General features: G+C 66.0%; 18 protein-coding genes. 10 read left to right on the top strand and 8 right to left on the bottom strand.

Annotated features, from left to right (window positions below; translation table 11 throughout):
• Positions 1 to 122 precede the first annotated feature (122 nt).
• Entirely contained in the window at positions 123 to 1,193 is a 1,071-nt protein-coding gene (locus KTJ87_RS13250; RefSeq protein ID WP_267139599.1) for a succinylglutamate desuccinylase/aspartoacylase family protein, read from the top strand.
• A gap of 4 nt (positions 1,194 to 1,197) precedes the next feature.
• Here KTJ87_RS13250 and KTJ87_RS13255 read toward each other — a convergent pair whose 3' ends face one another.
• Both KTJ87_RS13255 and pnp read right to left on the bottom strand, forming a co-directional pair.
• Positions 1,198 to 1,977 (bottom strand): ORF6N domain-containing protein, encoded by a 780-nt coding sequence (locus KTJ87_RS13255; protein ID WP_267139600.1) that lies wholly within the window; start codon positions 1,975 to 1,977, stop codon positions 1,198 to 1,200.
• Positions 1,978 to 2,114: 137 nt separating this feature from the next.
• Complete coding sequence (gene pnp, locus KTJ87_RS13260; protein ID WP_267139601.1) at positions 2,115 to 4,253, bottom strand: polyribonucleotide nucleotidyltransferase; 2,139 nt, start codon at positions 4,251 to 4,253, stop codon at positions 2,115 to 2,117.
• A 240-nt stretch (positions 4,254 to 4,493) separates the two neighbouring features.
• Here pnp and KTJ87_RS13265 point away from each other — a divergent pair, with 240 nt between their 5' ends.
• The gene (locus KTJ87_RS13265) at positions 4,494 to 4,979 is read left to right on the top strand and encodes a GyrI-like domain-containing protein (protein ID WP_267139602.1); all 486 of its coding nucleotides are present in this window, start codon (positions 4,494 to 4,496) and stop codon (positions 4,977 to 4,979) included.
• Positions 4,980 to 5,039: 60 nt separating this feature from the next.
• Here the strand turns inward: KTJ87_RS13265 and rpsO are convergent, their stop codons facing one another.
• Positions 5,040 to 5,309, bottom strand: a complete 270-nt coding sequence (gene rpsO, locus KTJ87_RS13270) for a 30S ribosomal protein S15 (protein WP_267139603.1) — start codon at positions 5,307 to 5,309, stop codon at positions 5,040 to 5,042.
• Positions 5,310 to 5,583: 274 nt separating this feature from the next.
• Here rpsO and KTJ87_RS13275 point away from each other — a divergent pair, with 274 nt between their 5' ends.
• Positions 5,584 to 6,450: a hypothetical protein gene (locus KTJ87_RS13275; protein ID WP_267139604.1), complete on the top strand. Its 867-nt coding sequence runs from the start codon at positions 5,584 to 5,586 to the stop codon at positions 6,448 to 6,450.
• A gap of 261 nt (positions 6,451 to 6,711) precedes the next feature.
• Positions 6,712 to 8,292 carry a calcium-binding protein gene (locus KTJ87_RS13280; protein ID WP_267139605.1) on the top strand — a complete coding sequence of 527 codons (1,581 nt, stop codon included), beginning with the start codon at positions 6,712 to 6,714 and terminating at the stop codon, positions 8,290 to 8,292.
• Here the strand turns inward: KTJ87_RS13280 and KTJ87_RS13285 are convergent.
• A complete protein-coding gene (locus KTJ87_RS13285) occupies positions 8,289 to 9,173 on the bottom strand; it encodes an alpha/beta fold hydrolase (RefSeq protein ID WP_267139606.1) in 885 nt (294 codons plus the stop codon). The two genes, KTJ87_RS13280 and KTJ87_RS13285, sit on opposite strands and share 4 nt — an antisense overlap.
• Before the next feature lie 113 nt (positions 9,174 to 9,286).
• Here KTJ87_RS13285 and KTJ87_RS13290 point away from each other — a divergent pair, with 113 nt between their 5' ends.
• Positions 9,287 to 10,420 (top strand): hypothetical protein, encoded by a 1,134-nt coding sequence (locus KTJ87_RS13290; RefSeq protein ID WP_267139607.1) that lies wholly within the window; start codon positions 9,287 to 9,289, stop codon positions 10,418 to 10,420.
• On the opposite strand, the gene KTJ87_RS13295 is transcribed toward KTJ87_RS13290, so the two are convergent.
• The 3 genes from KTJ87_RS13295 to rbfA all read right to left on the bottom strand — a co-directional run bounded on the left by KTJ87_RS13295 (position 10,411) and on the right by rbfA (position 12,495).
• Positions 10,411 to 10,932 carry a DUF1643 domain-containing protein gene (locus tag KTJ87_RS13295; protein ID WP_267139608.1) on the bottom strand — a complete coding sequence of 174 codons (522 nt, stop codon included), beginning with the start codon at positions 10,930 to 10,932 and terminating at the stop codon, positions 10,411 to 10,413. The genes KTJ87_RS13290 and KTJ87_RS13295 overlap by 10 nt on opposite strands.
• 242 nt (positions 10,933 to 11,174) lie before the next feature.
• A complete protein-coding gene (gene truB, locus KTJ87_RS13300) occupies positions 11,175 to 12,080 on the bottom strand; it encodes a tRNA pseudouridine(55) synthase TruB (RefSeq protein WP_267139609.1) in 906 nt (301 codons plus the stop codon).
• A 4-nt stretch (positions 12,081 to 12,084) separates the two neighbouring features.
• Positions 12,085 to 12,495 (bottom strand): 30S ribosome-binding factor RbfA, encoded by a 411-nt coding sequence (gene rbfA / locus KTJ87_RS13305; RefSeq protein ID WP_267139610.1) that lies wholly within the window; start codon positions 12,493 to 12,495, stop codon positions 12,085 to 12,087.
• Positions 12,496 to 12,594: 99 nt separating this feature from the next.
• On the opposite strand from rbfA, the gene dapB reads away from it, so the two are divergent.
• Together dapB and KTJ87_RS13315 are read left to right on the top strand one after the other, a co-directional pair.
• Positions 12,595 to 13,413 carry a 4-hydroxy-tetrahydrodipicolinate reductase gene (gene dapB, locus KTJ87_RS13310; protein ID WP_267139611.1) on the top strand — a complete coding sequence of 273 codons (819 nt, stop codon included), beginning with the start codon at positions 12,595 to 12,597 and terminating at the stop codon, positions 13,411 to 13,413.
• 57 nt (positions 13,414 to 13,470) lie between these two features.
• Positions 13,471 to 13,818 (top strand): dihydrodipicolinate reductase, encoded by a 348-nt coding sequence (locus tag KTJ87_RS13315; RefSeq protein WP_267139612.1) that lies wholly within the window; start codon positions 13,471 to 13,473, stop codon positions 13,816 to 13,818.
• A gap of 3 nt (positions 13,819 to 13,821) precedes the next feature.
• On the opposite strand, the gene KTJ87_RS13320 is transcribed toward KTJ87_RS13315, so the two are convergent.
• Positions 13,822 to 14,001, bottom strand: coding sequence for a DUF1674 domain-containing protein (locus KTJ87_RS13320; RefSeq protein WP_267139613.1), 180 nt, complete (start codon positions 13,999 to 14,001; stop codon positions 13,822 to 13,824).
• Between the two features lie 72 nt (positions 14,002 to 14,073).
• Between KTJ87_RS13320 and KTJ87_RS13325 the strand changes: the two genes are divergently transcribed.
• From KTJ87_RS13325 to purH, 3 genes are all read left to right on the top strand, one after another.
• Positions 14,074 to 15,351, top strand: coding sequence for an RsmB/NOP family class I SAM-dependent RNA methyltransferase (locus KTJ87_RS13325; RefSeq protein WP_267139614.1), 1,278 nt, complete (start codon positions 14,074 to 14,076; stop codon positions 15,349 to 15,351).
• A gap of 142 nt (positions 15,352 to 15,493) precedes the next feature.
• Positions 15,494 to 17,197, top strand: a complete 1,704-nt coding sequence (locus tag KTJ87_RS13330) for a heparinase II/III family protein (protein ID WP_267139615.1) — start codon at positions 15,494 to 15,496, stop codon at positions 17,195 to 17,197.
• A gap of 14 nt (positions 17,198 to 17,211) precedes the next feature.
• Positions 17,212 to 18,801, top strand: a complete 1,590-nt coding sequence (purH, locus tag KTJ87_RS13335) for a bifunctional phosphoribosylaminoimidazolecarboxamide formyltransferase/IMP cyclohydrolase (RefSeq protein ID WP_267139616.1) — start codon at positions 17,212 to 17,214, stop codon at positions 18,799 to 18,801.
• The last annotated feature ends 7 nt before the right edge of the window (positions 18,802 to 18,808 follow it).

Consider the following 18,808-nt stretch of genomic DNA (forward strand, 5'->3'; position numbering starts at 1 on the left):
GACTGAGTCTTGCGACGCAAAGATTAGTGCCAGTTCCGGATAGGCATCTGACGATTGCGTGACCGCAGCCGCGCGCGGTTTCCCGCTTTCCCTTTCCGTGCGCTTTCGACACGATCCGCCCGATGAAAGATGACTCCCAGCAAGAGAAGGCCGCGATGCGCAAGCCGTTCGAGATCGGGACAGAGACCGTCGCCCCGGGCGAGCGCAGGACGGTGCAACTGCCCATTTCGGTGATGTCGGATCACACGCCGGTGACAATGGCTGCGCATGTGATCCACGGGCGCAAACCCGGGCCGGTGATGTTCATATCCGCCGCGATCCACGGCGACGAGGTGATCGGGGTCGAGATCGTGCGGCGGCTGCTGGCGTCCAAGCCACTGACGCGGCTGTCCGGCACGCTGATCGCCGTGCCGATCGTGAACACTTACGGTTTTCTTGCGAATTCGCGTTACCTGCCAGACCGGCGCGACCTGAACCGCTGCTTTCCGGGCAGCGTCGGCGGATCGCTTGCGTCACGTCTGGCGCAGATCTTTACCAACGAGATTCTCGCGCGATCGGACTATGGTATCGACCTGCATTCGGCGGCGGTCAAGCGCACCAACCTGCCGCAGATTCGTTTGTCGCCCAGGAATCCGCGACTTGCCGCGCTTGGCGATGCCTTTGCGCCGCCGGTGATCCTGACTTCGCCGATGCGCGAGGGATCGCTGCGTGAAACCGCCGAGAAGATGGGCGTCGACGTGTTGCTGTACGAGGCGGGTGAAGGGCTGCGGCTGGACGAGTTCAGCGCCCGCATCGGGGTGGCGGGCATCCTGCGGGTGATGGCTGCGCTGGACATGATCCCGCCGCGCGGCGTGCCCAAGCCGCGCGGGCCGTCGGTGAAATGCGGCCGGTCTTCATGGCTGCGGGCGCCGACGGGCGGGCTGTTCCGCAGCATGAAGGCCGAAGGCGACTGGGTGGACGCGGGCACGGTGCTGGGCGTGGTGTCGGACGCGCTGGGGCTGGAGGAACACATCATCCTCGCCGAGGAGCCGGGCATCATCATCGGCCGCTCGAAATTCCCCATCGTGAACGAGGGCGACGCGGTGTTCCACATCGCCGAGGTCCGTCAGGTCAAGCGCGCAGGCACCGACATCGAGGCGTCCACACACGAGAGCGAAAGCGCGCCGCTGTTCGACGAGGACGAGATCATCTGAGGGATCAGCGTGGCAGCGCCGGGTCGAGGCTGCGCAGGGTTGCGGAAATCTGCGCCAGATCGCCTTGGTCCTTCAGCCTTTTCATCTCCACCAGGAACAGAAGATCGCGGATCAGGGCAAGTCGCTCTTTCTCGCGGGTTTCAGCGCGGAGGGCGCGCGTCTGTTCCTGAACCTGCTCGACCTCGGCCAGACGCTTTTGCAGTTCGGCGGCTTCCTGCGCGGTGCGAAGCGTGGGGCGCCTGACAAAGGCATGAAGCGCCTCGAAGCCTTCGTCCCTGAACTGTCGCGCCTGTGTGACTACGGCTTCCTGCTGGCCATCGGTCAATGTGATGTCGGCAAGGCGGTCGAGAAACCCCTCGATCCGTTCAGACAGGACACGGGGCATGGTGACGGCTGCGGCTTCGGCCAGTTGTGCGTCTGTCAGGTCGTCGTTCTGCCCGTCGGCATGCTTGCGCTGAACGGCGACGAACACGCGCACGATCTGCTTGGTGACGGCCACGGCGCGATCGGTCTTGAGGACTGTCGCGCACATGATGACGCCTTCCTCGGTGTATAGGAACGGCGTGCGCAGGCGCGGTGCGTCAGGGTTCGAGGTCACAATTTGTGACCTCAGATCGCTGGTTTCGTCCAGCGTCGCCTGGAAGGCATAGCTTGGCGGAAAGCGGGTCTCGTTGCGCTTGCGCGCCTGGTTCAACGCCTTGGCGGTGGTCCCGAACAGATCTGCCACATCGCGGTCGAGCATGACGAGAAGCCCGCGCACGCGGTAGATCCTGTCCTCGTCCATCCCGGCCCCTCACAGCGTTGAGGTCACAGATTGTGACCTCAAATCCGGGCTAGGCGAGAAGGGTTAACGAAACCCTAACGAAAAACGCCCCGGCCTTTCCGGGCCGGGGCGCATCGTTCAGTCGCGAAAGGCGGGGATCACTCCTCGGCTTCGGCCTCTTCCTTGGACAGCTCTTCGCCCGTCGTCTGGTCGACCATCTTCATCGCAAGGCGCACCTTGCCGCGATCGTCGAAGCCCAACAGCTTGACCCAAACCTCCTGGCCTTCCTTCAGCGCATCCGACGGATGGTTCAGGCGGCGGTTCTCGATCTGGCTGACGTGCACAAGGCCGTCACGCTTGCCGAAGAAGTTCACGAAGGCGCCGAAATCGACGATCTTCACGACCTTGCCCTTGTAGACCTTGCCTTCTTCCGGCTCTGCCACGATCGAATAGATCATGTCATAGGCCTTCTGAATGGCATCGCCGTTCGGGCTGGCGATCTTGATGATGCCTTCGTCGTTGATGTCGACCTTGGCGCCCGACAGCTCGACGATCTCGCGGATCACCTTGCCGCCCGAGCCGATCACTTCACGGATCTTGTCGGTCGGGATCTGCATCGTCTCGATACGCGGTGCGTGGATCGAAAACTCCTGCGCGCCGGTGATCGCCTTGCTCATCTCGCCAAGGATGTGCATCCGGCCAGCCTTGGCCTGCGCCAGAGCCTTTTCCATGATCTCGGGCGTGATGCCCGCAACCTTGATGTCCATCTGCAGCGAGGTGATGCCTTCGGCGGTGCCCGCCACCTTGAAGTCCATGTCGCCGAGGTGATCCTCGTCGCCAAGGATGTCGGTCAGGATCGCGTAAGAGCCGTCATCTTCAAGGATGAGACCCATGGCGACACCGGCCACGGCCGATTTCAGCGGAACGCCCGCGTCCATCATCGACAGCGAACCGCCGCAGACCGACGCCATCGACGACGAGCCGTTGGATTCGGTGATCTCGGACACGACGCGGATGGTGTAGGGGAAATCGGTTGCGGGCGGCAGGACCGCCTGCAACGCGCGCCATGCCAGCTTGCCGTGGCCGATCTCGCGGCGTCCGGGCGGGCCGACACGCCCCGCTTCACCGACCGAGTAGGGCGGGAAGTTGTAGTGCAGCAGGAAGTTCGACTTGTAGGTGCCGTTCAGCGCGTCGATCATCTGCTCGTCGTCGCCGGTGCCAAGCGTGGTGACCACAAGGCCCTGCGTCTCGCCGCGGGTGAACAGCGCCGAGCCGTGGGTGCGCGGCAGGATGCCGGTCTCGCACACGATGTCGCGCACCTCGTCGGTGCGGCGTCCGTCGATGCGGCGGCCATTCTTGACCACGTCACCGCGCAGAACGCCCGACTCCAGCTTCTTGAGAGCCGAACCAAGGTTCGGGTCGGCAAGCTGGTCTTCGGTCAGGGTCGCCTTGATCGCGTCCTTGGCGGCGGACACGGCGTGCGTCCGCTCCTGCTTGTCGGTGATCGCGTAGGCGGCGCGCATCTTGTCTTCGCCCGCGGCCTTCACGGCGTCATAGAGCGCCGAGTAGTCGGGGGGCGAGAAGTCGAAGGGCTCTTTCGCGGCGTCTTCGGCCAGCGAGATGATCAGGTCGATCACCGGCTGGATCTGCTGGTGGGCAAAGTTCACCGCACCCAGCATCTCGGCCTCGGTCAGCTCATAGGCTTCCGATTCCACCATCATCACGGCGTCCTTGGTGCCCGCGACGACGAGATCGAGGCGCTGCTCGGGGTTCTCGCGCAGCTTGTGCATGTCATCGACAGCCGGGTTCAGTACGTATTCGCCGTTCGCAAAACCGACGCGGCAACCGGCAATCGGACCCATGAAGGGCGCGCCGGAAATCGTCAGAGCCGCCGAGGTTGCGATCATCGCGACCATGTCGGGGTCGTTCTCGAGGTCATGGCTGAGAACGGTGCACATCACCAGGACTTCGTTCTTGAAGCCGGGGACGAACAGCGGGCGGATCGGACGGTCGATCAGGCGTGCGGTCAGCGTTTCCTTTTCGGTCGGCCGCGCCTCGCGCTTGAAGAAGCCGCCGGGAACCTTGCCCGCGGCATAGTATTTTTCCTGGTAATGGACGGTGAGCGGGAAGAAGTCCTGCCCTTCCTTCGCCTGCTTGGCAAAGGTCACGTTGGCCATCACGCTGGTCTCGCCAAGCGTGGCGATGACCGAGCCGTCGGCCTGACGGGCAACCTTGCCCGTTTCCAGTGTAAGCGTTTCATCGCCCCACTGCATGGATTTCGTTGTCACGTTGAACATCTGTCGTATCCTGTCTGGAGGCACTCCCGCCCCTGCGGGTCCTCCGTTGTCATAGCGGCCCCATTGCCGCCGACCCCCTTATCATTCCATGCGCCGGGGTCAGGGCGTCACGTCTCAGATGGGGGCCGCGTATAGGAAAACCAGACCTTTGGGAACCCGGCGCGTGGGTCAGCGCGGTCAATGCCTCGGCATTCGGTGCGGATTGGGGTAGTCTGCCAAGGCAACCACAGGGAAAGCCCCATGATCGAAGAGCCGCGCATCGTCACGCAGGACAGCTTTCGCGCCGCCATGGTGCCGATCCGCGCCCCGGCCGAGCACATTCGCGACGAAATGCCAAAGGCGATCCGCGAGATCGTGGAAGCGATGCAGGCGCAGGGCACCATGCCAATCGGTCCGATGTTCGCCTTTCACGCGCATCCGCCCGGTGAGGTGTTCGATTTCGAACTTGGGTTTCCTGTCGCGGGCGACATGGCGTCCACCGGGCGGGTTCTGGGCGGCGAGTATCCGGCGCTGAAGGTGGTCCAGACCGTCTATTCCGGCCCGTATGAGGGACTACCGGACGCCTGGCTTGCCTTTGTCGAGACGCTTGAGGCACGCGATTTCCTTGCCCGCGCCGGTGTGGAACGCGATGGCCGGGTGCTGGAGAGATACCTCGCGGGGCCCGAACGCAGCGACGATCCCGCTGACTGGCGCACCGAACTCAATTTCCCGTTGCTCGGCGCATGAGCCCCTCAAACGCAAAACGCGCCCCAAGGGGGCGCGCTGCGTCTTCAATCCGGCGGCGGCTTAGCGGCGGATGCCCAGCTTGCCGATCAGGTCGAGATACTTCTGCTCGTTCTTTTTCTTTAGGTAGTCGAGCAGCTTGCGGCGCTGGGCCACCATCATCAGAAGGCCACGGCGCGAGTGGTTGTCCTTCTTGTGGGTCTTGAAATGCTCGGTCAGCGCGGTGATGCGCGTGGTCAGGATCGCGATCTGAACCTCGGGCGAGCCGGTGTCGCCTTCCTTCGTCGCGTAGTCCTTCATGATCTTTTGCTTGTTCTCGGCAGTGATCGACATCGGGGTCTCCTATCGGTTCAAGTGACAGCGCAAGCCGGGATGTCGTCCAGCAAGGCTCTTTGCCCACCACGTCAGGGCGGGATGCAGGCGTATAGGAGCAATCCCGCCCGATTGAAAGACCTTTTCCCGGCGCCGAACAGTCACATTGTTCGCAATGTGGCGCCTTTCGCGGAAAAGCCGCTGAAATGCCCAAGGCCCGTCAACGAATGCCCCCGCTTGAATGTTGATCTTGTCGATGGGACGCATCCTGGCGTTCCGCTGACAAGGACGTGTGATGTTCGCGCTGGGGTCCGCGCTTGCGATGCTTCTGGTTGGTCTTGGGGTCGATATGGCCGCCGTGGACCGATCCGCTGCGTCCAGCGGTCATGATAATGACGACGCCGCGCCGTCGGGCGACGGGTTGCAGGGCGCGCTGTCCCACGATGACGCGGAGTCTGCGTCTGGCGACGCGCCCGAAAACGCAGACGAACGCGCGGGCGAACGTGCGGACGGGTCCACCAGACAAGACGATCTGGCGCACAGGCCCACGGTTCAGGCTGCGGTTGATGTGCCGGATGCCGAGATGGATGCGCTCGTGCGCGAGATCGACGCATTCCTGGCCGAAGATCCTGCCCCGGCGGACCCAGCCGCCCGTGACACCGCAGAAGCTGCCCCCGCATCACCAGATGAGGCACCCGACGCGGAGACAGAAGCGGAAGCGTCCGGTTCCACTGACTTTCTTGCCTTCCTCGACGGGCCGGACGGGTTGTTCGATGACGAGGCCGGAACGCCCGAACCTCACGCGGCGGACGACCTGCAACCAAGGGACCTGCCGGGCGAGGACGATCTGGCCACGGCCTTCGACAATGACGAGTTGTTCGGAGAGCACAGCATAGACGCGTTGTTCGCCAAGGCAGAGGGCGGGCTGGAACCGGAACCCGAACTGGATATCGTTGATTACACCCCCGGCACCGAAAGGCTGGTGATGACCTACGATGATGATGGCACGGACGCGCCCGATCTGCAGGTCGTGAACCGGCAGGACGGAGAGACCCGCCTTGCGCTCATACAGGTCGGCGGCGAAACAGTCGCCCGCGTTGGCCTTGCGCCGGGCGCCCGCGACATGACGGCGGACGACATCGCCCTGTTCGCGGACGGCTGACGCCGGACACGCCGACGGTTGCCGATTCGTGGCGGCCCGTGCGGTATGCGCGGCCAGGCACCCCTGCTCTCTCCCATTCTTGAAAGACGGCGAAATGCGGCGTCGCTGGTCCGGCCTATTGCGGCGAAAATGCGGCACCGTCGCCAACGGGGAAACAGTTAACGGTGTATTGACCAGAACAGTTGACGTTCCCGCACCAGGGCCGAAAGGTAGCTGCAATCTGCCTGTGGGGGGTGGAACCAATTATTCTGGATTGCTGCCATGTTCGCCATTTTTGGTCTCTTCGCACTTGTCGGCTTGGGTTTTGCCTTTGACCTGTTCGGAGGTGACGACGACTCTGGCAATCAGGACTCTTCCGACACTGCGGAAAGCGGGTCTTCCGCCACCCAAGGCGACGATATCCTGAATGGCACGCCCCAGTCAGACATGATCGCCGGGCTTGGCGGCAACGACGTGATCCGGGGCCTTGGCAGCGGCGACACGTTGGAGGGCAACGACGGCGACGACCAGATCGAGGGCGGCGGCGGCCTTGACAGCATCGACGGCGGCCCGGGCAACGATGCGATGCTTGGCGGAACCGGCGGCGACGCGATCAGCGGGGGCGCGGGCAACGATACGATCGACGGAAATGCAGGCTTTGACATGCTGTCGGGCGGCATCGGGGACGACGAGATCTATGGCGGTCCTGGAGGCGATTCGATCAACGCTGGCGACGGCGACGATTTCGTCGATGCAGGCACCGGGTTCGACAACGTGGACGGCGGAGAGGGCGACGACTTCCTCTTTGGCGGCGGCGGCGGCGACACGTTGCGCGGCTGGATCGGCAATGACGAGATATACGGCGAGAACGGAGAGGACTTGCTGTTCGGTGAGAACGGCAACGACTACCTGAACGGCGGACGCGACGACGACTTCATGGACGGCGGAGCGGGCGACGACACGCTGGAAGGCGACGAGGGCGACGATGCGCTTCTGGGCGGAACCGGGTCGGATGGCCTGTTCGGTGGGGACGGGAATGACGCTCTCGACGGCAACGACGGCAACGACATCCTCGACGGTGGCGACGGCATCGACACTCTGCTTGGCGGTCCCGGGTCCGACCAGTTGTTCGGCGGCACCGGCGATGACACGCTGGACGGCGGACTTCAGAACGACGAACTGTTCGGCGGCGATGGCAACGACATCCTGATCGGCCAGAACGGTTCGGACATCCTGGATGGCGGCGCAGGCATCGACGATATGGATGGCGGCATCGGTCAGGATACGCTGCTGGGCGGCGCGGGCGCGGACATCATGCGCGGCGGATCGGGCGACGACCTCATGCGCGGCGGCGACGACAACGACCAGATGTCGGGCGGCAACGGTGACGACGCGATGTTTGGCGATCTGGGCAACGACACGATGTTCGGCAACCAGGGCGCCGACCGAATGGACGGCGGCGCGGGGACGGACGTGCTTGACGGCGGTGTCGATGCCGATGTGTTGTTCGTCAGCGGGGACGCGACGGCAGATACCGCAATCGGCGGCGCCGGGAACGACGATCTTGTCCTTGGGCAAGGCGACACGGGGACGGGCGGCGTCGGCAGCGACGACTTCTATCTCACCGAGTTCGGGGCGCTGTCGCAAGTGACCGATTTCAGTGCCGCAGACGACCGTGTTCTGGTCGGCTTCGACAGCGCGGGTCCGGCGCCGACGGTGACCGTGTCTACCGTGACACCCGGTGGCGGCGCGCCTTCGGTCAACACGATCTCGCTGAACGGAACCGCCGTGGCGACCGTCACCGGATCGCCGCTGACGGTGGGCGACATCGCCCTGATCCCGACCAGCGCCTTCCCGACCTAAGGCGCAAAGAACGGCACGAACGCGTCCAGCACCGCCTTTGGGTTCTCTTCCATCGCGAAGTGCCCGCTTTCGCAGCTTTCATCGGTGACCGTCTTTGCCCAGTCGCGCCAGATCGCGGCCGGATCGCCGGTCGAGGCGGGAAATCCGCCCTTCGCCCACAGGAAATGCACCGGCGCCGTGATCCTGCGCCCGGCTGCGCGGTCGGCCTCATCGAGCGCGCGGTCCGTGGTCGCCCCGGCGCGGTAATCGGCGCACATCGCGTGCAGCCGCACAGGGTCGGCGATCTGCCTGCGGTAGCTGTCCAGCGCGCCGGGCGTGAAGGCTTCGAGCGTTCTGGTTAAGCTCCAGCTTTTCAGGGTGTGGTCGAGATAGGCCACCGGATCGGCACCGATCATGCGTTCCGGCAGGGGATGCGGCTGCGCGAGGAAGGTCCAGTGATAGGCCTTGAGCGCGACATCGGCCGTCCAGCGATCCCAGAAAGCACCGGTCGGGATCACCTCGATGATGCCAAGCCGTCGGGTCCGTTCGGGATGGTCGAGCGCAAGGCGATAGGCCACGCGCGCGCCCCGGTCATGGCCCAGCACATGCGCGCGCGGGATGCCCAGGGCATCCATCAACCCGATGATATCATTTGCCATTTCACGCTTGGAATAGACGGTGTGGCCGGGATCGTCGGGCGGCGCGTCGCTGTCGCCATAGCCGCGCAGGTCGGGCGCGATCACTTCGAACCGCTCTGCCAGCGCGGGGGCGACGCGGCTCCAGGCGGCATGGGTCTGCGGATAGCCGTGCAGCAGGATCAGCGGCGCGCCCTGCCCGGCACGGTGCACCGACAGCGAGACCGAGCCTGTGTCGATCCGCGTCTGCGTGAAGCCTTCGATCATCGTCCCGTGTCCCTCGATCCTGGCCACTGCCACGTTAACCAACTGTTCTGAAAAGCAAAGCCCCGCATGCCCCGGAATGATACCTATGCCGCGGGGTACGTGGAGGGACGGCGATGCTGGCTGCATTGCTATTGCTGGGGTTTGTTCCGTTGGCCTTCTGGCCGGACGGCGACGAGGATCAGGTGGACGACGAAGACCAGGACGACGATCCTTCGGAGTCGTCCAGACGGGACATCGGCGACGATGCGCCCGACGAAGACGATGCGCCCGAAGACGCGCCAGACGATGATCCGCAAGACGATGACGCGCCGCAAGACGACGGCGAACCGGAGGCCTTCTGGCTGGAACCCGAGCTTGGCGATCACGAAATGCCGGAGTTCGATCCCGATGCGGACAGTTTGCAGCTCGACTTCAGCAACACCGACCTGCCGGACACGATGGAGTTGACCGAGACCGATGCTGGCGACGCGGACACGTCCCTGCGGCTGGGATTCGAAAGCGGCACCATGACGATCTCCTTCACCGGGCTGGGCAGCGTTCCAACCGACAACGTGTCGCTGTGGTTCGGGCCGGGAGATGGGCCAGACAGCGTGACGGTGGCCGAGGTGCTGGAGGTCTCGGACGCCGTCGATCCCGACGACCCCGGGATCGACCCGGTGGACCCTGATGCGCCCGATACGGATACGGGCGGCGAGGGCGGGCCGGGCATCGACCCCGAAGATCCCGACGACCCAAGCCTCGACCCTGTCGATCCGGATACACCAGACCAGCCGGAGGCGGTCGATGCGCCCGGCATCGATCCGGTGGACCCGGACCAGCCGGGCAATACCCCCGGCACCGATCCGGTGAACCCCGATGATCCGGATGCTGGCGAAGCGTCAAGTCTCGATCCGGTGGACCCCGATCAACCGGACGGCGCTTCGGGCACCGACCCGGCGGACCCCGATGATCCGGACGACCGCCCGCCGCAAGACAACGTTGGGCTGGCCCCCGCCGATCCCGACGCGCTCGTGGTAGAGTTGTCGGCGGACGGGCTGACCGAACCCGCGCACGTCTCCGGCTACGACCCGGCGACCCAACAGCTGCAGATCGACATCGAAAACGCGGGCGGCCACGTCTATGAGGTGTCGATTCGCGCCGATTCATGGGGCGAAGACGGGGTGATCCTGCTGGACGGGAACGTCGCCGTGGTGGTCGAAGGCGCGCCGCAGATCGATGCCGGCCATGTCCGTGTCAGCTATGTCTGACCTTCCGCGATCCACGGCTCTGGCTGGCGGTCGTAGCCGATGTAAAGCGGGTGTTTCGGTTGCCCGGCCTTGGTCAGTCCAAGGTGATACAGCGGGCGCCCGGTGCGGCGCAGCAGGGACTCGACTGCGCGGCCCCTGTCCAGATGCGCGCCGTGCGCGCCCCATCCGCAAATGATCTGATCCGCCCAGCCGCAGCTTTCCGCGATGGCCGCATCGTTCTCTGGCCCGACCGGATCGGCGGCGGCGCGCATCTTCTTGGGGTCCGTGTCGCGCCAGGCGAAGATGTTGGTGACGCGGAACGCGCCAAACCCCAGCGTCCGCGCGCGGCGCTCGCAACGTTCCACGGTCGGATCGTTCTGAACCTCGGTCGCGGTCGAGGGGTTCAGCATCACGAACAACGCCCGTTTGCCGCCTTCGTCCCAGACGCGGGTGAGAAGGTAACGATAGCGCTCGCAATCGGAATAGACGGCAACCGAGGGCGCGTCGCCCTTGGTGTGGGTTCTGGTGATCATGTTGTGCCTCTATTCCTCATGGCACAACATATCGATTCCAGTTTGAAATGTTCTTGTTTTGTGCAAGTCTTCTTCAGGTAGAATCATAGGAGGCCAGCATGGCCAAGAAGCAGTCCACATCGAAAGTTTCGTCGTTGGCATCGAGGGTCCTTTCCGGAAGCAAAAAAGCTTCTCCGAAAGAAGTAAAATCGCTAGCGGCATCCGTACTATCTCAAGACGAGAAAAAGGGACGTTAACCCAGATCACGCCTTGAAGACGCGGGTGGGGTGCAATTCCCCGGCGCGGTAGATGCCCACGGCCACGGCGCGGCCGTCGTAGCTGGCCCACGCCTCGTCGCCGTATTCAGCGTCCGACGACAGCACCCGGCCGGGGTTGCCGTTGCGCAGGCGGGTGACGCCGTCACTGGCACAGGGCAGTTCGGTCAGGTCCGCCAGCCCGACCTCCAGCGGCAGAAGATGCTCGTCCAGCGCCGGGTCCTTCGCCAGACGCTCGACTTCGTCCATGGTGATGCCGTCCGATGCCTCGAATGGCCCCGACCAGACACGGCGCAGGGTCACGACATGGCCAAGGCAGCCAAGCGCCTGCCCCAGATCGCGCGCGATGGACCGCACATAGCCGCCCTTGCCGCAGATCATCTCCAGAACGGCGGTGTCGGCGTCGGGGCGTTCCACCATCTCGAGGCTCTCGACGAACAGATCCCGCGCGGCAAGGTCCATCTCTTCGCCGTCTCTCGCCTTGGCATAGGCGCGCACGCCGTCGACCTTCACCGCAGAGAATTGCGGCGGCACCTGCCGGATGTCGCCGGTAAACGCGGGCAGCGCGGCGCGGATCGCGTCATCCGTCGGGCGCGTATCCGACGTGTCGATCACCTCGCCCTCGGCGTCGTCGGTGTTGGTCGCGGCGCCCCAGCGCACGGTGAAGCGGTAGGCCTTGAGAGCGTCGGTGATGTAGGGAACCGTCTTGGTCGCCTCGCCCAGCGCAACGGCCAGAACGCCCGTGGCTGCCGGATCAAGGGTGCCCGCATGGCCCGCCTTCTGTGCGCCAAAGGCCCAGCGCACCTTGTTGACAACAGCGGTCGAGGTGATGCCCGCGGGCTTGTCCACCACGAGCCATCCGGAAATGTCGCGTCCCGATTTGCGGCGTCCCATGGCGTCAGTCTTCTTTGTCGTCTGGCGTGTCGAGATCGCGGCGCACCTCGTCCGATCCGAACAGGCGGCGTGTGTCGTCCATCCGGTCAAAGGTCTCGTCGATCTGGAACCGCAGGTCGGGCGCGAACTTCAGCGTCATTTCCTTGGACACCGCGCGGCGCAATTCGCCCTTGTTGCGGGCCAGCGCCTGAATCGCCTCGTCGCGGTGATCGCCGCCCAGCGGCATCACGTAGACCGTCGCGACCTTGAGATCGGGCGATGTCCGCACCTCTCCCACGGTGATCGACAGACGGTTCAGGTCGGGATCGTGAATGTCGCCACGATTGAGCACGTCGGACAGGGTCCGCCGGATGAGTTCCCCCACGCGAAGTTGCCGCTGCGACGGACCGCCGCCAGTATCGAAGCGTTTTGCCATGCCGCGCGACATAGGCCCTGCGCGCAGAACCCGCAAGCGGGGGCTTTGCCAAGCGGGCGGCGTCACGCTATGGCGGGGCGGATTGATGGAGGGCGGGACATGACCCAAAGCGCAGGCGTTTGCATCACCGGGGTTTCGGGCCGGATGGGCCGGATGCTGGTCGAGACGGTAGAAGGCGACGCCCGGTTGCACGTCGCGGCGGCGCTGGAACGGGCCGGGCATGACTGGATCGGTCAGGATCTTGGCACGGCGATGGGCGGAACACCGCTGGGCGTGACGGTGACGGACGATCCGCGCGCGGCGATCGCGGCGGCGGAGGTGGTGATCGACTTCACCGCGCCGGATGCGACGGTGGAATTCGCCCGCATCGCCTGCGAGTTCGAAAAGGTGCATGTCATCGCCACGACGGGGTTCGAGGCCTCGCATCTGGACGCCATCGCCGCCGCCGGGGCGGGCGCGACGATCATCCGCGCAGGCAACATGAGCCTTGGGGTGAACCTTCTGGTGAAACTGACCCGCATGGTCGCCGCCGCGCTGGACGAGGATTTCGACATCGAGGTGATCGAGGCGCATCACAGCCGCAAGGTCGACGCACCGTCCGGCACCGCGCTGATGCTGGGCGAAGCCGCCGCAGAGGGGCGCGGTGTATCGCTGGACACCCATGCCGACCGGGGCCGCGACGGCATCACAGGGGCGCGCAAGGCGGGGCATATCGGGTTTCACGCGATCCGGGGCGGCGACATCATCGGCGAGCATGACGTGCTCTTCGCGGGGCCGGGCGAGCGGATCACGCTGCGCCATGTCGCCAGCGACCGGTCGCTGTTCGCCAAAGGGGCGATCAAGGCGGCGCTTTGGGGGTTGCGCCAGCCGGCGGGCGAATACGACATGCTCGACGTGCTGGGGCTGAACGAGGCGTAGATCCGCCCATCGTCTTGAAACCCGGCGCGAGCGCCTATCTTGCCGCCCATGCGCACCATGTTCCTGACCGCCCTTCTTGTCGCCCTTGCCTTGCCCGCAAGCGCCCAGACGACCGCCACCCGTGTCGCCGAGCGCGACCGCTTTGTCGCGCTGACCAACGGCAAGGCGCTGACTCGTTTCGCCATCCGGCTTGAGGTTGCGCCGAACGGCACCATCGGCGGGCGCGCCTTTGGCCGCGACGTCACGGGGCAATGGACCTGGGAAGACGGGTTCTTTTGCCGGGCGATGGAGGCGGGCAGCACCGTGCTGGAGCGGAACTGCCAGGCGGTCTACCTGATGGACGACGCGCTGCGCTTTGTCGCGGATCGCGGACAGGGCGACACCGCCGACCTCGCGATCCGCTGACGCCTAGAAATCGTAGGCGATGCCCTTCTTTTCCCAGTCGCCGTAGCGCACGGGTTCGGGCCCCTTGCGGCCGCCAAGCTCGGTCGGCAGGTCCAGCGCCTTTGCCTTGGCGCGGCGTTCCTCTGCTTCGGCCAACGCGCGGCGGGCGGCATCGGGAAGTTCATCTTGCGGAGTGTCGGTCATGTCGGCGGCTCCTTGTTGGCCGGTCCCGACTGATATACGCCGCTTCTCGTCTCTCGCAAGCAAGGCCGTTCCATGTCCAAACCGGGTCTCGCCCCGCGCCGCAGCGCATTGTTCCTTCTGGGCCGGGTGACCGTGCACGGGCAGCTTCTGTCCGAACTGCTGCCGGGTGCGGTAGAGCGGCTGGAACCTGCGGACCGCGCGCGGGCGCAGCGGCTGGCGACGGACACCCTGCGCTGGATGGACCGGGCCGACCGGCTGCTTGGCCCCTATCTGAAACGTCGCCCCAAGACCGAGGTGCTGAACGCGCTGCGCCTTGGCGTGACCGAAATCTGCGAAGACGGGGCCGCGCCGCACGGGGTCGTGGACGCGATGGTGACGCTGAGGCGCGAAGGCAAGCACACCGAAAGCGCGGCAGGGCTGGTCAACGCGGTGCTGCGCAAGGTGGGAACCGACGGCCCCGCGAAATGGGTGACGCTGCCGGTGCCGCGCCTGCCGAAATGGCTGCGCGCACCGTTGGTCGACGCCTGGGGCAAAGAAGCCGTCGCCGCGATGGAAGCGGCGCACGCGGCAGGTGCACAGCTCGACCTTACGCCGCGCGACGGTGACGCCGCGGCGCTGGCCGATCTGGTCAGCGGCATCGCGCTGCCCACGGGCAGCGTGCGGCTGGGCGATCCGGGGCAGGTAACGGCGCTTCCCGGCTATGCCGATGGTGCCTGGTGGGTGCAGGACGCCGCTGCTGCGATCCCGGCGCGCCTGCTGGACGCCCGCGCGGGCGAGCGCGTTCTGGACATGTGCGCCGCGCCCGGCGGCAAGACGATGCAACTTGCGGCCAGCGGCGCCGCCGTTACAGCGCTGGACCTGTCCGAAGGGCGGATGGCCCGCGTGGCCGAGAACCTTGCGCGCACGGGGTTGAAAGCAGAAATCGCCGTTGCCGACGCCCTGAGCTTTGACGCCGCGCCGTTCGACGCGATCCTTCTGGACGCGCCCTGTTCTGCCACTGGCACGCTGCGCCGCCACCCCGACCTGCCGCAGGCCAAGGACGGATCGGACTTCGGCGCGCTGTTCGCCTTGCAGGAGGCGATGATCGACCGGGCGCTGGCGCTGCTGAAACCCGGCGGACGTCTGGTCTATTGCACCTGCTCGCTGCTGCCGGACGAGGGCGAAGTCGCGGTGGAGGAGGCGCTGGCGCGGCACCCCTCGCTGGCGCTGGACACGGGCGCGCTGTGTCACGACTGGATCGAGGACGGCTGGCGCGGCGAGACCGGCCTGCGCCTGCGCCCCGATTTCTGGGCGGACCGGGGCGGCATGGACGGGTTCTATATCGCCTGCCTGCGGAAAACCGCAGGCTGACCGCCGCGCATCAGTCAATGACACATGCCCCGCATGTGCGTATGCTACTTCAAAAGAGGCGCAAAGGATGTGCCCGATTTGGACCGAGGCAAGGCAGAGCGTGTCCCGTAAGGAAAGCTGGACAGCGCGGAAAACGCGCTGGATGAACCGCTACCATGCGTGGCGGGCGTCCCGTGCGCGGGCTGCGGCGGGATTTGTCTATCAGCCTGAACCGCGCACCATTGGCCGCTTTGCCAAGGGTCGGCAGATCATCGGCGGGCAGTTCCTGTTCGCCGGGCACCTGATCGAGGCGCCGGGCGTGTCGATCTGGGACATCAAGTCGCCCGATCTTGCCTTCGAGACCGAGCTTCACAGCTTTGAATGGCTGGATGACCTGGCCGCCGTTGGCGATTCCGCCGCGCGGGGGCTTGCCCAGACCTGGACGCAAGAGTGGATCGCCCGCTTCGGCAAGGGACGCGGCATCGGCTGGACGCCCGATCTGACCGGGCGGCGCCTGATCCGCTGGATCAACCACGCGCTGTTTCTTCTCAACGGGCAGGGGCGCGAGGCGACGGAAGGCTATTACCAGTCGCTTGCCCATCAGACGACCTATCTTGGCCGCCGCTGGCACGTCGCCACGCCGGGCCTGCCACGCTTTGAGGCGCTGACCGGGCTGGTCTATTCCGGCCTTGCCCTTCTGGGGATGGAGCGGTCCATCGGCGAGGCGCTGGACGCGCTGGAGCGGGAATGCGCCGAACAGGTGGACGCGGGCGGCGGATTGCCGACGCGCAACCCCGAGGAACTGCTTGAGGTGTTCCAGCTTCTGAACTGGGCGGCGACCGCGCTGTCCGAGGCCGACAAGCGCATTCCGCCCGACCAGATCGCCGCGATGGACCGGATCGCGCCCACGCTGCGGGCGCTGCGCCATGCGGACGGCGGGCTGGCGCGGTTTCATGGCGGCGGGCGCGGGCTGGACGGACGGCTGGATACCGCGCTGGCGCAGTCGGGCATCCGCACCCCGCCGCGCGACGGTCTGGCGATGGGATTTGCGCGGCTGTCGGCGGCCCGCACCACTGTGATCGTCGATGCAGCGCCGCCGCCGCTTGGCCCGACCAGCCACAACGCCCACGCCTCGACGCTGGCGTTCGAGCTGACCTCGGGCCGCCGCCCGCTGATCGTGAACTGCGGATCGGGCAAGCCCTTTGGCGAGGCATGGCGCAGCGCGGGGCGGGCGACTCCGTCGCATTCCACGCTGATGATCGACGGCTATTCGTCGTCGCGGCTGGGCGGACGCCGGCGTATCGCGGGATATGACCGCGAATACCTGATCGAGACGCCCCGCGACGTGCGGCTGAAACAGATCGGCGACGAGGGCGGCACGGGACTGATCGCGGGCCATGACGGCTATGTCTCGACTCACGGGCTGACCCATGTGCGCGCGATCGACCTGTCCTCGAACGGGCGGGGCGTGGCGGGCGAGGATACGCTTGCCGTCGTCAACGACGAGGATCGCCCGCTGTTCAAGCGGGCGATGGATCGCAGCAAGCTGCAAGGCATCGCGTTCAAGGTGCGGTTTCACCTGCACCCCGAGGTCGATGCAGAGATCAACATGAAGGGCGCGGCGGTGTCGCTGGCGCTGAAATCCGGCGAGATCTGGGTGTTCCGGCATGACGGCGTCGCCACGCTGACGGTCGAGCCGTCGGTCTATCTGGAAAAGGGCCGGGTAAGGCCGCGCCCCAGCCAGCAGATCGTGCTGAGCCATGTCGCGCTCGAGGATGCGACGCGGGTGCGCTGGACTTTGGCCAAGGCCACCGATACCCCCGCCTACATCCGCGACATCGAGCGCGACGACGACCTGTATAGCTAAGGGACCCCGACCGCATGACCGATCTTGCTCCTGTGCGCCGCGCGCTGATTTCCGTGTCCGACAAGACCGGCCTCGTCGATCTGGCCAAGGCGCTGGCCGCGCGCGGGATCGAGCTGTTGTCGACCGGTGGCACGGCAAAGCTGCTGCGCGGCGAGGGGCTGGAGGTGCGGGACGTGTCCGAGGTGACGGGCTTCCCCGAGATGATGGACGGTCGGGTCAAGACGCTGCATCCTGGCGTGCATGGCGGGCTTCTGGCGCTGCGCAATGACGCCGCGCATCAGGCTTCGGCGTCCGAGCACGGCATCCCGATGATCGACCTGCTGGTGGTGAACCTCTACCCGTTCGAGGCGACGGTCGCGGCGGGTGCGGACCATGACACAGTGATCGAAAACATCGACATCGGCGGGCCGGCGATGATCCGTGCGGCGGCCAAGAATCACGCCTTTGTCAGCGTCGTGGTGGACGTCGAGGATTACGCGCCGCTTCTGGCGGAACTGGACGCGCAGGACGGGCAGACGACGCTGGCCTTTCGCCAGCGCCTTGCACAGACCGCCTATGCCCGCACCGGGGCCTATGATGCCGCCGTTTCCACGTGGATGGCGGGCGCCTTGGGTGATCCCGCGCCGCGCCGCCGCGTGGTGGCGGGAACGCTGGCCCAGACGCTGCGCTACGGCGAGAACCCGCACCAGTCGGCAGCCTTCTACCGCGACGGATCGCTCCGCCCCGGGGTCGCCACCGCGCGGCAGGTGCAGGGCAAGGAACTGAGCTACAACAACATCAACGACACCGACGCCGCGTTCGAGCTGGTGTCGGAATTTGCGCCCGGTGACGGCCCGGCCTGCGCGATCATCAAGCACGCCAATCCCTGCGGCGTGGCGCGCGGCGCCACCCTGCGCGAGGCTTATGGGCGCGCCTTTGATTGCGACCGGACGTCGGCCTTTGGCGGGATCATCGCGCTGAACCAGCCGCTGGACGGCGACACGGCAGAGGAAATCGCGGGCATCTTCACCGAAGTCATCATCGCTCCCGGCGCCGATGCAGCCGCGCGCGAGGTGCTGGCCCGCAAGAAGAACCTGCGGCTTCTGCTGACGGACGGGCTTGCCGATCCGGCCGCCGCGTCCCTGACGGTGCGGCAGGTGTCGGGCGGGATGCTGGTGCAGGACAAGGACAACGGCCACATCACCGCCGCCGATTTAAAGGTCGTGACCAAACGCCAGCCGACCGAGGCCGAGATCGCCGACCTTCTGTTCGCGTGGAAAGTGGCCAAGCACGTCAAGTCGAACGCCATCGTCTACGTGCGCGGTGGCGCCACCGTGGGCGTCGGCGCCGGGCAGATGAGCCGTGTCGACAGTTGCCGGATCGCCGCGCGCAAGGCCGAGGACATGGCCGAGGCGCTGGGTCTCGCAGATGTGCCGACAAAGGGCTCTGTCGTGGCGTCGGATGCGTTCTTTCCCTTTGCCGATGGCCTGCTGACCGCGGCCGAGGCGGGCGCGACGGCGGTGATCCAGCCCGGCGGGTCGATGCGCGACGACGAGGTGATCGCGGCGGCAGATGCGGCGGGTCTGGCGATGGTGCTGACCGGCATGCGGCATTTCCGGCACTGAGGGCGTG

This window comes from Anianabacter salinae (genome assembly GCF_019061145.1).
GTDB lineage: Bacteria > Pseudomonadota > Alphaproteobacteria > Rhodobacterales > Rhodobacteraceae > Anianibacter > Anianibacter salinarum.

Coding starts and splice junctions, on each gene's coding strand:
- KTJ87_RS13290 (WP_267139607.1), top strand. CDS start 9,287: ATGCTGGCTGCATTGCTATTGCTGGGGTTTGTTCCGTTGGCCTTCTGG.
- KTJ87_RS13295 (WP_267139608.1), bottom strand. CDS start 10,932: ATGATCACCAGAACCCACACCAAGGGCGACGCGCCCTCGGTTGCCGTC.
- purH (WP_267139616.1), top strand. CDS start 17,212: ATGACCGATCTTGCTCCTGTGCGCCGCGCGCTGATTTCCGTGTCCGAC.
- KTJ87_RS13255 (WP_267139600.1), bottom strand. CDS start 1,977: ATGGACGAGGACAGGATCTACCGCGTGCGCGGGCTTCTCGTCATGCTC.
- dapB (WP_267139611.1), top strand. CDS start 12,595: ATGACCCAAAGCGCAGGCGTTTGCATCACCGGGGTTTCGGGCCGGATG.
- KTJ87_RS13285 (WP_267139606.1), bottom strand. CDS start 9,173: ATGATCGAAGGCTTCACGCAGACGCGGATCGACACAGGCTCGGTCTCG.
- pnp (WP_267139601.1), bottom strand. CDS start 4,253: ATGTTCAACGTGACAACGAAATCCATGCAGTGGGGCGATGAAACGCTT.
- KTJ87_RS13265 (WP_267139602.1), top strand. CDS start 4,494: ATGATCGAAGAGCCGCGCATCGTCACGCAGGACAGCTTTCGCGCCGCC.
- KTJ87_RS13275 (WP_267139604.1), top strand. CDS start 5,584: ATGTTCGCGCTGGGGTCCGCGCTTGCGATGCTTCTGGTTGGTCTTGGG.
- KTJ87_RS13320 (WP_267139613.1), bottom strand. CDS start 14,001: ATGACCGACACTCCGCAAGATGAACTTCCCGATGCCGCCCGCCGCGCG.
- KTJ87_RS13280 (WP_267139605.1), top strand. CDS start 6,712: ATGTTCGCCATTTTTGGTCTCTTCGCACTTGTCGGCTTGGGTTTTGCC.
- rbfA (WP_267139610.1), bottom strand. CDS start 12,495: ATGGCAAAACGCTTCGATACTGGCGGCGGTCCGTCGCAGCGGCAACTT.
- KTJ87_RS13250 (WP_267139599.1), top strand. CDS start 123: ATGAAAGATGACTCCCAGCAAGAGAAGGCCGCGATGCGCAAGCCGTTC.
- KTJ87_RS13330 (WP_267139615.1), top strand. CDS start 15,494: ATGAACCGCTACCATGCGTGGCGGGCGTCCCGTGCGCGGGCTGCGGCG.
- truB (WP_267139609.1), bottom strand. CDS start 12,080: ATGGGACGCCGCAAATCGGGACGCGACATTTCCGGATGGCTCGTGGTG.
- rpsO (WP_267139603.1), bottom strand. CDS start 5,309: ATGTCGATCACTGCCGAGAACAAGCAAAAGATCATGAAGGACTACGCG.
- KTJ87_RS13315 (WP_267139612.1), top strand. CDS start 13,471: ATGTTCCTGACCGCCCTTCTTGTCGCCCTTGCCTTGCCCGCAAGCGCC.
- KTJ87_RS13325 (WP_267139614.1), top strand. CDS start 14,074: ATGTCCAAACCGGGTCTCGCCCCGCGCCGCAGCGCATTGTTCCTTCTG.